This is a genomic window from Sporosarcina koreensis (genome assembly GCF_001531445.1).
Taxonomy (GTDB): domain Bacteria; phylum Bacillota; class Bacilli; order Bacillales_A; family Planococcaceae; genus Sporosarcina; species Sporosarcina koreensis_C.
The window spans coordinates 1-13,367 of sequence record NZ_LQYA01000020.1 but is presented as its reverse complement, the minus strand read 5'-3'; the positions used below and the strand labels follow the sequence as shown (position 1 = coordinate 13,367).

The window sequence follows — 13,367 nt, the reverse complement described above, 5'->3', positions numbered from 1 at the left end:
TATATGCAGCCCATTAATTGCTATAGCAGAGCGCAAGTTGAATTGTGGAATAAAAACCGGCTTCTTTGGGAGCAGCATGTCACGTGGACACGGATGGCCATCACTGCCATCGTCTTCAATGTCCCGGATTTGAAATTTGTCCTCGCGCGCCTACTGCGGAACGCAACGGATATGGGCAATGCGCTCAGACCGTATTATGGCGATGAAATTGCAGATGCGTATCGTGACCTCATCTCGGAACATTTGATGATTGCGGCAGATTTGGTGACCGCTGCCGTGAATGGGGAAACGGAAAAAGCGGAGCAGAAAGAGGCGGAGTGGTACCGGAACGCGGACGAAATCGCGGAATTCCTAAATAGAATTAATCCATACATCGACAAAGAAGCAATGCGCAAAATGCTGTATTCCCATTTGGCGCTGACGAAGCTCGAAGCGGTGTGCATGATTCAAAAGAATTTCGAGTTGGAAGTGCAAGTGTTCGACCAAATCGAGGCAGAAGCGTTGATGATGGCGGATATGATCTCGGAGGGCATATTCAAGCAATTTCCTTACATGTTCCTGCCATGATGAGAAATGAGGAGCATGTTGTGTTAACTAGACTAAAGTGAACAGTGGATAGTACGTTTACGATAAACGTAAATTATCCATTGTTTTTTTATTTTGCGGCGACCAATCGTGAGTAAAGCATATGTATTTGTTTTCGTCTACAATAAAGCTATCACCATAAAAGGAGCGGAAAACATGCAATCAATCGCAGGAAAAGTGGCATTAATTACAGGAGCAGGCCGTGGAATTGGACGTGCAACAGCATTGGCATTTGCAAAAGAAGGTATTCATGTAGGTCTTGTTGGACGTACGCTTGAAAATTTACAACGAGTCGCAGAGGAACTTAAACAATTCGACGTGAAGGTAGCATATGCTGCGGCAGATGTGGCGGATTTAGACTCAATTACATCAGCAGTCGAATCAATTCGTGGCGAACTTGGTCCAATCGACATTTTAGTGAATAACGCCGGCATTTCAAAGTTCGGGAGCTTCATGGACTTAACACCTGAGGAATGGACAAACATTATCGATGTCAACGTCAAAGGCGTATATTATACAACACGCGCGGTATTGCCTGAAATGATTAAGCGGAATACAGGCGACATCATTAATATCTCATCAACGGCTGGTCAAAAAGGTGCACCGATCACAAGTGCGTATTCGGCTTCAAAAGCTGCAGTGATTGGAATGAGTGAGTCATTAATGCTTGAAGTGCGCAAGAAAAACATTCGCGTGACAACATTGACGCCAAGTACGGTTGCAACAGATATGGCTGTTGAGCTGAATTTGACAGACGGCAATCCCGAAAAAGTGATGCAAGCAGAAGATCTGGCGGACCTAATGGTTGCACAGCTAAAACTTCATCCGCGTGTTGTTTTAAAACATGCCGGGCTTTGGTCAACGAATCCTTAATAAACCATTTAGTTTGTGCTCAAGTCGAAATGTAATCGAACAAAGAAGGGGCTATCCAGAAAATCAGTGAAAACTGACTTTCTGTGATAGTCCTTATTCTATTTGGAGATAATTCTTTTTCATCAGATGCAGTGTATTGTTCCAATACATGTCTGATAATAGATGAAAATTTTCCCAATAGTTTAGAAGGAATATATGATGCTATTCAGTAAAAATGGCCCCCTTTTTTGATGGTGACACCAAAAAAATAAGCAAAAAGACCTGTCATCTCTTATTGAATTTTCTCAATACCCAATTTACTCGTAGTTTGCTACAGTTAAATTGTAAGATCAATATATAGGATACAACAAAAAAACAAACAATAATTTAACGTTACTTAAATCTGGAAACGTAGAAAAAATTGTCACAAGGCACCCTTAATTTGATTCTGTGATTAAAGCCAATGAAAATAAGTAGCAGTGATTTGTCTATTGTTGGATTGTAAAACTTTAAGAGGAGGATATTATATGAAAAAGTTGTTATTAGCCTTTTTTATATTATTTATTGTTATTGGTTCCGGCCTTTTAGCTCAAACGGTAGAGGCGTCAAGCAGTTCATATATTCAGGAAAAGCAAGCTATGATTTATGCGGACAAGTTTCTAAAGGATAATGGATTAAATAATTTGTCATTAACATATGAATTCGAGGTTTATGATATTGATGATTCTATTTTAGGTTACTATTTCACTTATAAAGATGAAAATGGTGAGAGTGGATACGTTCTCGTCTCGGCTTCCAAAGAAAGAACTCCAATTATTGAATTTGGGGAAGGAAGTCAAAGAGACGATTTCAAAACAGAATTAGAATCCGGAAATCGGATTTACTATTTAGGAGCATTAAACTATTTTTTAGCACCGAATAAGGAAGAACTCCATAAAGAATTCGATGATTTAAAAAATTAGGTAATAAAAAATATAGAAAATGAACTTCAGGATTATAATCAAAAGCTAACAAAAGAAGACAGTGTATTAATAAAAGAAACAATTGAAAACTTAAAGAATGAAAAGCTAAAAAGTATGGAGAAAGGTAATTATGAGAGTAAGTGGGATGTTTTAGAAAATTACAATTTAACTTCTTCAAATAACGTAACAGCTGATGAAAAAGTTTTAAATGTTACTCGAATTTGGCAACGAAGAACAGGAGTTACACACCCCGATTCTGCATGCGGTCCAACTTCTGGTGCAATGGTGGCAGAATATTTAAATGGCAAAGGTTATAATGTAAAGCATGGTTACCATTATGGAGGGGATGACAAGTTTATCAATCACCTCTGGAGTGAGATGTCCTGGTATTGGGGAGCGACTATGGGCGCCTACCAAAGCCACATGGAAAAACACCTAAACCTAAATTATGCGACTCAAAAATTCAATATTATTACTTGGGACACGAATGATTTTAATACTTATAAAAGATTTATTAACGAAGGACTTCCTGTAACTATTCGTTTCAACAATGTATCGCAGGGGAACTATTGGGCGGGATGGCACTTTGTTGTAGGAAATGCTTATAAGGTTACGACCTTAGGAAACTTTGTAGGTGTTAAAGATCCAGATAATGGTCAGAATAATATTGGCACAAATTATTTTGCTTGGGATCCTAATTATAAGGTAATTACTCTTTCCCAAATCAGTGTATATTAAGAAAAACAGATTTATTGAGTTGGAGGTTTTTTATAAGTGAGATTACCCAGTTGGTTTTGGATTAGTTTTTTGTTTCTGTGTAGTATTCAATGGGGTGTAGGATTATGGGTAGAACGATTAACAAGCAGTTCTAGTCAAGCGCTAATATTGATCGGGATAGTTTCATTTATAATTTATCCGATTTTCAGTATAATCTCTCTAATATATTTCAAAAAAAAACAATTACCTAAGGCAACTATACTTGTCGGGATAATTTTATTAATTGTAGGCTTTTTAACTAATCCCTCAGTATTCCAAATCATTAGGCTAAATATCAATATTTAATCATAAGAAAGGGCTATCCAGAAAGTCAGTAGCAACTGATTTTCTGTGATAGCCCCTTTTATTTATCTTCTATTTACAATTATTACGATTGCACATATGATTTCACAAAAAACTCCTTATACAACTCTTTCAAACTTTTCGTTTCATCCTGTACTTTCACCCCGAACACAAGGCTGACTTCAGATGACCCTTGGTTGATCATCTCAATGTTGGACCCGCTCCTCGCAATAGCTGTTGCAGCCCGCGCGGCTAATCCGGTCGTATATTGCATGCCTTCCCCAACGAGTACGATCATCGAATAATCATGCTCCACGATGACAGCGTCCGGCTCCAATTCTTTATGAATCCGTTCGACAATCCGCTTTTCCATCTCGTCCGTCATAAAACGACTGCGGATGATAATGGAAAGGTTGTCGATGCCGGAAGGTGTATGCTCGTACGAAATGCCTTCTTCCTCAAAAATCTGCAGAAGCCTGCGACCGAAGCCGATTTCCAGGTTCATTAAATATTTGTCGACGTAAATGGCGGTGAACCCGCTGTCCGCGGCAATTCCGATCACTTGCTGCTCATTGTAGTCACGTTCTTTGACGATCAATGTACCCGGTGCATCGGGATTGTTTGTATTTTTAATGCTGACAGGGATCGATTTCCGGAAAGCAGGGATGAGCGCCTCGTCATGGAAAACGGAAAAGCCTGCGTATGCAAGTTCCCGCATTTCACGGTATGTCATCTTTTCAATCGCAACTGGGTTTTCAATGACAGTCGGATTGGCGGCGAAAACCGAATCGACATCCGTGAAATTTTCGTATAGATCCGCTTTTACAGCTGCGGCAATGATCGAGCCCGTAATATCCGAACCGCCCCGATTGAATGTACGGAGTGTTCCGTCTTCCGTGTAGCCAAAAAATCCAGGGAAAACAATAATTCCCGGTTCGTCGCGCAATGCAGCAAGGCGTTCGTCCCCTTCAGGCAATGCCCGAACACGATCAGGACGATCATTGACGAGCAATCCGCCATCGCGAGGGCAGACATACTTCGCCTCAACACCGATAAATTGAAAATAGGCGGCAATCAATTTTGCATTATTATCCTCGCCCGCCGCTTTCATCGTATCCATGAATAAAAGGGTATCCTCTTTATCACGGGAAATTCTGTCGCGTAAATCATGCTCAATCTTTTCAATGATATCGCTATCGAGCCCAAGACTTTCGGCAATCGAGCGGTACCGATCGACGACTTCCAGCAGGTCGCTTTCCGTATCTTCATTTGCCAAAGCCCTCTCGCCAAGTCGGATAAGAAGGTCAGTCACTTTTATATCATCCGAAAAGCGCTTTCCGGGCGCTGAAACAACAACGATTTTTCGGTCACTGTCCGAAGTTACAATATCGACTACTTTTCTAATTTGATCGGCAGTCGCAACAGAAGTACCGCCGAATTTACATACCTTCATATTCATCAGATCCAATCTTTAATAAATTACAATTCATGATATCTTGAACTTTAACATAATTGGGGTTGTTATTGAAAGTTTATTTCTCTATAATGTCCTTATGCGAAGAACGATTGTTTTTTCATAGTGTACATATAGTGAGGAGAATCGTCAAATATGATAAAAGAAATCAATATCGGTTTACTTGGATTCGGTGTCGTAGGCGGCGGTGTAGCTGAAATCCTGCATAGGCACCAAGAAGATTTGAGCCATAAATTAGGCGTTCCTGTAAAAATAAAAAAAGTTCTCGTGAAAGATGCGACGAAGAAGAGAGAGTCGGAACTGTCACCGGACATTTTCACAACCGATCTGGATCAAGTGATTGAGGATCCTGCAATCGATCTTATTGTAGAAGTGATCGGCGGGACTAGCGAGGCGAAACAGGCGATCGAGAAGTCGCTTCGCGCAGGCAAGGGCGTCGTGACAGCGAATAAGGATGTCATGGCACAATTCGGCCATGATCTATTGAAGCTTGCGGATGAACATAAATGCGACCTCTTCTATGAAGCGAGCGTCGGAGGCGGCATCCCGCTCATCCGCACACTTGAAGATGGGCTTGCGTCCGACCGGATCCGGGCACTTACTGGCATCGTCAATGGAACGACGAACTTCATTTTGACGAAAATGAAACATGAACATAAAACATATGAAGAGGCATTGGCAGAAGCGACGGAGCTCGGATATGCGGAAGCCGATCCGTCAGCGGACGTCGATGGCATTGACGCGGCTAGGAAAATGGCGATACTTGCGTCACTTGCATTTTCAACGGAAGTCCGTTTGGAGGACGTCTATGTAAGAGGGATGAAGGACATCCAGGATGGCGACCTCGCATTGGCGGAGCAGTTCGGTTTCACTGTGAAAATGGCTGGATTTGCAAAAAAGGATGACGATGGCATCGAAATTTCCGTAGAGCCGGTGTTCATCCAAAACTCGCATCCGCTTGCCTCTGTCAATAATGAATTCAATGCGGTCTATGTATATGGAGACACGGTCGGGGAGACGATGTTCTACGGACCTGGGGCGGGCTCATTACCGACAGCGACATCCGTCACGGGAGACATCGTCGCAGCATGCCGCAACCTTCTTCTCGGTGTGAACGGAAAAAGGCTGCATTCACCGCAATTTGCATACAAAGTGAAAGACGACACGCAAATCATCGGCCGTTACTTCCACCGGATTTCCGTCAAAGACGAAGTGGGCGTACTGACGAAATTGGCATCGGTCTACAGCAATCATGGGGCAAGCCTTGCTACAGTCGTCCAGCATGAAGGCGACAACAACGGCGGCGTCGACTTGATCATGATCACACATAATATTTCACGGCAACAACATTTGGACATCATGAATGAACTGCATAACACACCGGAAGTGAACGGTGTTGTTAGCTACTACCGAGTGGAGGGTGAAAACAGATGAGAAGATGGAACGGACTGATCGAAGAATACAAAGAATGGCTGCCGGTGACCGATAAAACCCCGGCACTGACATTGCAGGAAGGGAACACACCCCTCATTCATTTGAAAAACCTCTCCGAACAATGGGGCGTCAACCTATACGTCAAAACGGAAGGGACAAACCCAACAGGCTCTTTCAAGGATCGCGGCATGGTGATGGCTGTCGCTAAAGCGAAAGAGGAAGGGAAAACCGCGCTCATCTGCGCCTCCACGGGCAATACGTCCGCTTCGGCAGCGGCATATGGCGCACGCGCAGGGATGCGGACCATCGTCGTCATCCCGGAAGGACGGATTGCGCTTGGGAAGTTGGCGCAGGCGAAAATGTACGGTGCGGAAATCGTGGCAATTGAAGGGAACTTCGACGAAGCGCTTCGCATGGTTCGTGAAGCAGGGGAAGGGCAAATTGCACTTGTCAATTCAGTGAACCCGTACCGACTGGAAGGACAAAAGACGATCGCCTTCGAAACGATTGAGCAATTAGGGAAAGTGCCGGATATTTTTGCATTGCCAGTCGGGAATGCAGGTAATATCTCCGCCGCATGGAAAGGCTTCAAGGAATATGACGCGAAGATTGGGTCTGGCACGCCGAAGCTATTAGGCGTACAGGCAGACGGAGCCGCTCCGATCGTTTACGACCGTGTATTCGAAGAACCTGAAACAGTTGCGACAGCCATCCGAATCGGGAACCCCGCGAGCTGGCATTTAGCAACGGCGGCGCTTGAAGAATCCGGCGGCGACATCCTATCCGCGACGGACGAGGAGATTTTGGAAGCTTATAGCTTGCTCGCTTCTACGGACGGCGTCTTTGCTGAGCCAGCTTCATGTGCAACGATTGCAGGCATTAAGAAGCGCCTTGACGCGGGATTGATTGAGAAAGGAACGACGATTGTAGGTGTCCTTACAGGAAACGGATTGAAGGATCCGGAAACAGCCATCCAAGTGAACGAAAGCCAGCCATTCCTCTCGAGGGAACAGTTCGATGCATTCTTGAATGAATTGAAGGCAGGGGCAAAGTGATGGAGGAACCATTGTTCAAGGTCGTCGTTCCAGCCACGACGGCAAACTTGGGACCAGGATATGACAGTGTCGGACTGGCACTCTCGTTGTATATGACCGTTCAGGTACAAGAGGCGTCGGAATGGAATGTCCACTATGAAGGAGAAGAATATGAAGGCTTGGCGACCGACGAAACGAATTTGATCGTCCGAACGATTCAAGACGTGGCGGGAAGATTCGGCAAGGAAGTCGAGCCGCATGCATTGCATGTAACTTCTGACATCCCCCTCGGTAAAGGGCTCGGAAGTAGTGCAACCGCTATCGCCGCCGGAATCGAAATTACAAACGAACTTCTCGATTTATCATTGTCGCCGAAAGAAAAAGTGAGGATCGGCAGTGGGATTGAAGGCCATTCAGATAATGTGGCTGCAGCCCTATTAGGAGGCGTGACAGTCGCCTATTTCGTAGAAAATGAGTTGGAAGTCATCCAGCTGCCGCAGCCTGTAATCGGAGCGGTCATCCTCGTTCCCCCGAATGCGTTGAAGACTTCGGAGTCTAGAGGGTTTCTTCCCCGGGAACTGCCCCATTCGGTGGCATCCGAGGGAAGTGCCGCAAGTAACGTCATGCTGACAGCCATTGCACTTGGGGATTGGGAATTGGCCGGAAAGATGATGGAGAAGGACATTTTCCACGAACAATACCGGAAATCACTGCTCCAGGACTTCGATCAGCTACGCGCCTTCTGTCATGAATTAGGTACATATGGAATGACGATCAGCGGCGCAGGCCCGTCATTATTCGTAGCGGTAAAGGAAGGGACACAGGAGGAAATTGCGGAACAGCTGGAAAAGGAATTTCCGTATTACAGGGCAATTGCAGCTATCCCTTCGCCAATCGGTTCCACAATACAAAAAGATGCCTAGCCAAAGATCGGCAAGGCATCTTTTTAAATATAAAAAAAATCCATTACACTTAATGTAACAGATTCTCCAACTTATGCGCTTTTTTAAAATGTATGGCGGAGGAAGAGGGATTCGAACCCCCGCGGGCTTTAACACCCCTGTCGGTTTTCAAGACCGATCCCTTCAGCCAGGCTTGGGTATTCCTCCGTATCAACAAAACATAATTTATCATGGTTCAATACAGAATGTCAACTACTTATAGGCACCTATTTTAAGTAAGTTTATTCTTAGAAGTCTGTCTCTTTGCTTCGCTTCTTAACAGAGCTGTAAAAACGCATAAAATCGAATAAGCACGCATAAATCTCCCGAAAAGCGCATAAAAGCATTTAAAACCGCATAAAACTCATGAAAAGCTCATAAACTCCGAAATCGCGCATAAATCCATTCAAATGCGCATAAACGTATGAAATGTCCCGGTGATGAAAGAAGATTCTGTGTCCAGCTACAGACGCTAGATGCTCGGGTCATAAGTCAAAGTTGCTATGTGGCAAAGAGCGCCACTTCGCAACTTTATCTTATGCCTGTGGCATCTGTGCAAGCGCCTTTCGCATTTCAAAGGCGGCAGGTTGATTTTATCCACAGAAACATGTATACTGAAAGAGCCGTGCTAGGTGGGGAGGTAGCGGTGCCCTGTAACTTGCAATCCGCTCTAGCAAGACTGAATTCCTTTCCTGAGGCTGTTTCCGCATGTAGGGTCTGCCTCTTGCACGTAGTGTTGACGTCTGGGTCCTGCGCAATGGGAACCCATGAACCATGTCAGGTCCGGAAGGAAGCAGCATTAAGTGGACTTTCTCATGTGCCGCGGGGCAGCCTAGGCTGAGCTGTCGACAGGAGTAACGCTTATGTGCGGCAGTCGAAGGAAGGTGCACGGCTTTATCTATACAAATTCAACTCGTCCGTTTATCGGGCGGGTTTTTTTTATACCTTAAGCGAAAACCGTCACGCAGAACGGCTTTTGCGAGCAAAAGCGCAGCGTTACGAGCACATCGTGGCCTGCCTAGATGCGACAGGCATAAGGCGGACATGCGAAACGGCGCTTTTTGCCGTGCAGCAGGGCCGCCTTATGACCCCGAGTATCTGGCCGTCGAAGCTGGATGTTACACCTTTCTATGTTATAATAAAAGAACTATTGCATCGAAAAGGAAAGGAGGGGGAATGGTGGTTTATCAGGCTTTTTATCGTGTCTACCGCCCGCAGTCATTCAGCGAAATGTCCGGACAGCGACACGTCAAGCAAACATTGCAAAACGCCTTGCAGCACAATAAGACGTCCCATGCCTACCTGTTTTCAGGGCCGAGGGGAACGGGAAAGACGAGTGCCGCGAAGGTTTTTGCAAAAGCATTGAATTGCGAGAACGGTCCCGCAAGCGAGCCGTGCAATGAATGCCCGACTTGCATTAGTGTGACGGAAGGGTCGAATACGGATGTAATCGAATTTGACGCCGCCTCGAACTCGCGCGTGGAAGAAATTCGGGATATTATCGAGAAAGTCCGATTCGCTCCATCGAATGCCCGTTTCAAAGTGTATATTATCGATGAAGTGCATATGTTATCCAATTCAGCATTCAATGCGCTTTTAAAGACATTGGAAGAACCGCCGTCGCATGCGGTGTTCATTTTGGCAACGACAGAGCCCCATAAGCTTCCGTTGACCATCATTTCCCGCTGCCAACGATTTGATTTCAAACCGATTACATCAGCGGAAATCGTCGACCGAATGAAACAAGTGTTGGACGACGCTGGAATCGAGGCGGATGAAGGGGCGTTGAAGGTGATCGCACAGGCAGCCTCAGGCGGAATGCGCGATGCGCTGAGCATGCTCGATCAAGTCGTGTCCTTCAGCGGTGATCGTCTAACAGCGGAAAGTGCACTGCTTGTCACAGGCTCGATCGGGGAGGATATCTTCTACCAATTGGCGGAAGCGCTTCTCTCGAAAGACGCTGCGAGCGCATTGACGATGCTAGATGAGCTTATCGCCGAGGGGAAGGATGTATCGCGATTGGCGGAGGACCTGATAACATTTTTCAGGGATCTCCTTCTATTAAGAACTGCTCCAGATTTAATTGAACTGCTTGAATTAATTTCAGGGGATGAACGATTCGTATCCATGTCGAATGCATTCGAACCGGAAACCCTCTATTCATTCATAGATATCCTTTCAAAGACACAACAGGAGATGCGTTTTTCAAACCACGCGAAAGTGTATGTGGAGTCGGCATTGCTGAAAATGATTCATCTAGAGGGACCAGTTGTCCAAGCTGCGGGCAGTCACGCAATCGATCCACAGCTTGCTCAAAAAGTAGAGAGCTTGGAACGTGTCATTGCTGAACTTCAGCAGCAGCTCGCAAATGGAGCCCGTCCTGGGGAAGGAACGCAGACAGCAGCGCAGCCGAAGAAAAGTGCATCGAAAACGTCCCAGTCGTTCAGAATACCGACCGGAAAGATAAATGAAGTGCTGAAAGGTGCGACCCGTCAAGATATCCAAGTGATCCGTGAAGAGTGGGCGACGATGATGCAGTCATTGCAAAGATCGCATTCTGCTCTCCTGGAAGAAACTGAACCTGTAGCGGCATCTGACAGTGCTTTTGTGTTAAAATTCAAGTATGAAATCCATTGCCTGATGGCTTCGGAAAATTCCTCGCTTAGATCGGGCCTTTCGGAAGCCCTTCGTACTCGAACCGGCAAAGCATATGAGGTCGTATATGTTCCCGAAGAAGGTTGGTTGAAGGTCAGAGAAGAGTTCATCCGGAACAATGGTTTGACGAAGCAGCAGGATGGGACGGATGAGACAGCCGGTGAAGGAAATGAAGGTGGGGAGGAAATCCCATCGTTCGTTCAGGAAGCCGAGCAGCCGAATGATGATCTGATCGTTGCAGAAGCGGAAAGAATGTTTGGCAAGGAATTCATACAAGTACATGATGATTAAACAATTATGAGGAGGAAATCACAATGCGTGGTATGGGAAATATGCAAGGTATGATGAAACAAATGCAGAAGATGCAAAAGAAAATGGCAGAAGCTCAAGAGGAACTTGCTGAAAAGCGCCTGGAAGGTACAGCGGGAGGCGGCATGGTGAAAGTGATCGTTTCAGGTCAAAAGGAAGTGCTTGAAGTTCTCATCGATCCATCAGTCGTTGATCCGGAGGACGTGGAAATGCTGCAGGACCTTGTGGTGATTGCTACAAATGAAGCGATGAAGCAGGCAGAAGAACTAACGAACTCCACAATGGGGCAATTCACGAAAGGATTGAACCTGCCTGGGATGTTCTAGGAGGAAAAAACATGCACTATCCTGAACCGATATCGAAACTGATTGATAGTTTCATGAAACTGCCAGGCATCGGCCCGAAAACAGCGGGCCGGCTGGCGTTTTTTGTATTAAGTATGAAAGAAGATACAGTGCTCGACTTTGCTAAAGCGCTAGTCGACGCTAAACGGAATCTGCGTTTTTGCTCAGTCTGCGGGCATATAACCGATATAGATCCCTGTCAAATCTGTCAGGATCAATCTCGTGACAGGTCGATGATTTGCGTCGTTCAAGATCCGAAAGATGTCATTGCGATGGAAAAGATGAGGGATTATAACGGAATGTACCACGTCCTGCATGGCGCAATCTCCCCTATGGACGGTGTAGGACCAGAGGATATCAATGTCCCTTCTTTATTGACCCGCCTTCAGGATGAAGAGGTGGAAGAACTGATATTGGCGACGAACCCGACTATCGAAGGGGAAGCGACAGCGATGTATATTTCGAGACTGGTAAAACCGTCAGGCATCACGACTACGAGAATTGCACATGGCCTTCCTGTCGGAGGAGATCTAGAATATGCGGATGAAGTGACGTTATCGAAAGCACTTGAAGGACGCAGAGAACTATAGGAGGTCAACAACTATGTTTGGCCGAAAGAGAAAATTAAAAAGGGAATTTGATGCCCAGCTTTACAACCTTCTACTTGAAGCAAAGGAAGAGTGGGAGCGGGCGAGGGAAATTGAGAAGTATTTGAATGATTATGATCAAGAAGTGATGGTGCGAAGGAAGATAGCAGAAAGCAAGTATTTTCATTTATTCAAAGAAGCGAAGGAACGCCAACTCCGTATAGACCGCGGATAAGCTAAAATGAAACATGAGTTGGCACGGAGCGTGATAATTTTTCAGGGAAGCGCATAGAGTGGACTACTAGTCGAAAGGGGCGCTTTCCATGAAATTTATCGGCATCGCCATCATCGGAGTCATTTTACTCTTCCTATTGATGATGGATAAGAAACAAATCAAGAAACTGTCCGAGCGTCTATCCGTTTTTTGGTTTCGCTTGGCATTTGCATTTCTCGCACTTTTTATCTTAAATATTGTTGGTGGATTCATTGGCATCTATTTTCCGGTGAACATCACGTCAGGGCTCCTGTTAGCCGTATTGGGAATTCCGGGCTTTGCCGCACTCTTCGCGTTTGCGGTTTTTCTATAATGAATGTCTCTTCTATATAGAAGAGACATTTTTTATGAAGCAAAGGAGCGGAAATATCAAAAGAAACTATCTATTAAACAAGGTATTGCATTCAAAAAGAGATGCTGTTATAGTAATAAACGTTGCATCTCTGCTAAGTAAATAACTACTTCAAAACAGCTTAAAACTTTTTGAAAAAGTTGTTGACAAAGGAATTGCGAACATGGTATTATATAAGAGTTGCTTCAGACGGAGTGACGCACAATGAACCTTGAAAACTGAACAGCAAAACGTCAACAAATAAAGTTCTGGAGCCGACCTCGTCGGTGAAAAGAACAAACGAATCTTCGGATTCGAAATTGACATCTTAAATGATGCCAGCAAGAAACTCGAGCTACTCGAATTTCTCTATTATGGAGAGTTTGATCCTGGCTCAGGACGAACGCTGGCGGCGTGCCTAATACATGCAAGTCGAGCGGATTGAAGGGAGCTTGCTCCCTGATATTAGCGGCGGACGGGTGAGTAACACGTGGGCAACCTGCCCTGCAGATGGGGATAACTCCGG

General features: G+C 45.2%; 13 protein-coding genes, 1 tRNA gene, 1 rRNA gene and 1 other RNA gene. 14 read left to right on the top strand and 2 right to left on the bottom strand.

Annotated features, from left to right (window positions below; all coding sequences use genetic code 11):
• Window positions 1-3: 3 nt before the first annotated feature.
• The 4 genes from AWV70_RS04435 to AWV70_RS04420 all read left to right on the top strand — a co-directional run bounded on the left by AWV70_RS04435 (window position 4) and on the right by AWV70_RS04420 (window position 3,137).
• Window positions 4-567 carry a hypothetical protein gene (locus AWV70_RS04435; protein WP_060204819.1) on the top strand — a complete coding sequence of 188 codons (564 nt, stop codon included), beginning with the start codon at window positions 4-6 and terminating at the stop codon, window positions 565-567.
• 174 nt (window positions 568-741) lie between these two features.
• Window positions 742-1,458 (top strand): 3-ketoacyl-ACP reductase, encoded by a 717-nt coding sequence (locus AWV70_RS04430; RefSeq protein ID WP_060204788.1) that lies wholly within the window; start codon window positions 742-744, stop codon window positions 1,456-1,458.
• Window positions 1,459-1,964: 506 nt separating this feature from the next.
• A complete protein-coding gene (locus tag AWV70_RS04425) occupies window positions 1,965-2,399 on the top strand; it encodes a hypothetical protein (protein WP_060204787.1) in 435 nt (144 codons plus the stop codon).
• Between the two features lie 114 nt (window positions 2,400-2,513).
• Complete coding sequence (locus AWV70_RS04420) at window positions 2,514-3,137, top strand: C39 family peptidase (RefSeq protein WP_060204784.1); 624 nt, start codon at window positions 2,514-2,516, stop codon at window positions 3,135-3,137.
• 406 nt (window positions 3,138-3,543) lie between these two features.
• On the opposite strand, the gene AWV70_RS04410 is transcribed toward AWV70_RS04420, so the two are convergent.
• Window positions 3,544-4,911: an aspartate kinase gene (locus tag AWV70_RS04410; protein ID WP_060204818.1), complete on the bottom strand. Its 1,368-nt coding sequence runs from the start codon at window positions 4,909-4,911 to the stop codon at window positions 3,544-3,546.
• Window positions 4,912-5,067: 156 nt separating this feature from the next.
• Between AWV70_RS04410 and AWV70_RS04405 the strand changes: the two genes are divergently transcribed.
• The 3 genes from AWV70_RS04405 to thrB are packed head-to-tail and all read left to right on the top strand — an operon-like array spanning window position 5,068 to window position 8,323.
• Window positions 5,068-6,366, top strand: coding sequence for a homoserine dehydrogenase (locus AWV70_RS04405; protein WP_060204780.1), 1,299 nt, complete (start codon window positions 5,068-5,070; stop codon window positions 6,364-6,366).
• A complete protein-coding gene (gene thrC, locus AWV70_RS04400; protein WP_060204778.1) occupies window positions 6,363-7,421 on the top strand; it encodes a threonine synthase in 1,059 nt (352 codons plus the stop codon). The genes AWV70_RS04405 and thrC overlap by 4 nt, the downstream gene beginning before the upstream one ends.
• Window positions 7,421-8,323, top strand: a complete 903-nt coding sequence (thrB, locus tag AWV70_RS04395; RefSeq protein ID WP_060204776.1) for a homoserine kinase — start codon at window positions 7,421-7,423, stop codon at window positions 8,321-8,323. Before thrC ends, thrB begins: the two co-directional genes overlap by 1 nt.
• Before the next feature lie 93 nt (window positions 8,324-8,416).
• On the opposite strand, the gene AWV70_RS04390 is transcribed toward thrB, so the two are convergent.
• Window positions 8,417-8,509, bottom strand: a tRNA-Ser gene (locus AWV70_RS04390).
• 455 nt (window positions 8,510-8,964) lie between these two features.
• On the opposite strand from AWV70_RS04390, the gene ffs reads away from it, so the two are divergent.
• The 7 genes from ffs to AWV70_RS04350 all read left to right on the top strand — a co-directional run.
• An RNA gene (gene ffs, locus AWV70_RS04380) (signal recognition particle sRNA large type) lies at window positions 8,965-9,233 on the top strand.
• A gap of 287 nt (window positions 9,234-9,520) precedes the next feature.
• Window positions 9,521-11,287, top strand: coding sequence for a DNA polymerase III subunit gamma/tau (gene dnaX, locus AWV70_RS04375; RefSeq protein WP_060204774.1), 1,767 nt, complete (start codon window positions 9,521-9,523; stop codon window positions 11,285-11,287).
• Between the two features lie 23 nt (window positions 11,288-11,310).
• The gene (locus AWV70_RS04370; RefSeq protein ID WP_060204772.1) at window positions 11,311-11,631 is read left to right on the top strand and encodes a YbaB/EbfC family nucleoid-associated protein; all 321 of its coding nucleotides are present in this window, start codon (window positions 11,311-11,313) and stop codon (window positions 11,629-11,631) included.
• Between the two features lie 11 nt (window positions 11,632-11,642).
• The gene (gene recR, locus AWV70_RS04365; RefSeq protein ID WP_060204770.1) at window positions 11,643-12,239 is read left to right on the top strand and encodes a recombination mediator RecR; all 597 of its coding nucleotides are present in this window, start codon (window positions 11,643-11,645) and stop codon (window positions 12,237-12,239) included.
• A 13-nt stretch (window positions 12,240-12,252) separates the two neighbouring features.
• Window positions 12,253-12,471, top strand: a complete 219-nt coding sequence (locus AWV70_RS04360) for a YaaL family protein (RefSeq protein ID WP_060204768.1) — start codon at window positions 12,253-12,255, stop codon at window positions 12,469-12,471.
• A gap of 88 nt (window positions 12,472-12,559) precedes the next feature.
• Window positions 12,560-12,823 carry a pro-sigmaK processing inhibitor BofA family protein gene (locus tag AWV70_RS04355; RefSeq protein WP_060204767.1) on the top strand — a complete coding sequence of 88 codons (264 nt, stop codon included), beginning with the start codon at window positions 12,560-12,562 and terminating at the stop codon, window positions 12,821-12,823.
• Window positions 12,824-13,212: 389 nt separating this feature from the next.
• Window positions 13,213-13,367: ribosomal RNA gene (locus tag AWV70_RS04350) — 16S ribosomal RNA — on the top strand; the annotation flags it as partial.

What these genes read in the sequence shown, in the direction of transcription:
- AWV70_RS04405 (WP_060204780.1), top strand. Translation starts at nt 5,068, where the DNA reads ATGATAAAAGAAATCAATATCGGTTTACTTGGATTCGGTGTCGTAGGC.
- AWV70_RS04420 (WP_060204784.1), top strand. Translation starts at nt 2,514, where the DNA reads ATGGAGAAAGGTAATTATGAGAGTAAGTGGGATGTTTTAGAAAATTAC.
- AWV70_RS04410 (WP_060204818.1), bottom strand. Translation starts at nt 4,911, where the DNA reads ATGAAGGTATGTAAATTCGGCGGTACTTCTGTTGCGACTGCCGATCAA.
- AWV70_RS04435 (WP_060204819.1), top strand. Translation starts at nt 4, where the DNA reads ATGCAGCCCATTAATTGCTATAGCAGAGCGCAAGTTGAATTGTGGAAT.
- AWV70_RS04425 (WP_060204787.1), top strand. Translation starts at nt 1,965, where the DNA reads ATGAAAAAGTTGTTATTAGCCTTTTTTATATTATTTATTGTTATTGGT.
- AWV70_RS04430 (WP_060204788.1), top strand. Translation starts at nt 742, where the DNA reads ATGCAATCAATCGCAGGAAAAGTGGCATTAATTACAGGAGCAGGCCGT.
- AWV70_RS04360 (WP_060204768.1), top strand. Translation starts at nt 12,253, where the DNA reads ATGTTTGGCCGAAAGAGAAAATTAAAAAGGGAATTTGATGCCCAGCTT.
- thrC (WP_060204778.1), top strand. Translation starts at nt 6,363, where the DNA reads ATGAGAAGATGGAACGGACTGATCGAAGAATACAAAGAATGGCTGCCG.
- recR (WP_060204770.1), top strand. Translation starts at nt 11,643, where the DNA reads ATGCACTATCCTGAACCGATATCGAAACTGATTGATAGTTTCATGAAA.
- AWV70_RS04355 (WP_060204767.1), top strand. Translation starts at nt 12,560, where the DNA reads ATGAAATTTATCGGCATCGCCATCATCGGAGTCATTTTACTCTTCCTA.
- AWV70_RS04370 (WP_060204772.1), top strand. Translation starts at nt 11,311, where the DNA reads ATGCGTGGTATGGGAAATATGCAAGGTATGATGAAACAAATGCAGAAG.
- thrB (WP_060204776.1), top strand. Translation starts at nt 7,421, where the DNA reads ATGGAGGAACCATTGTTCAAGGTCGTCGTTCCAGCCACGACGGCAAAC.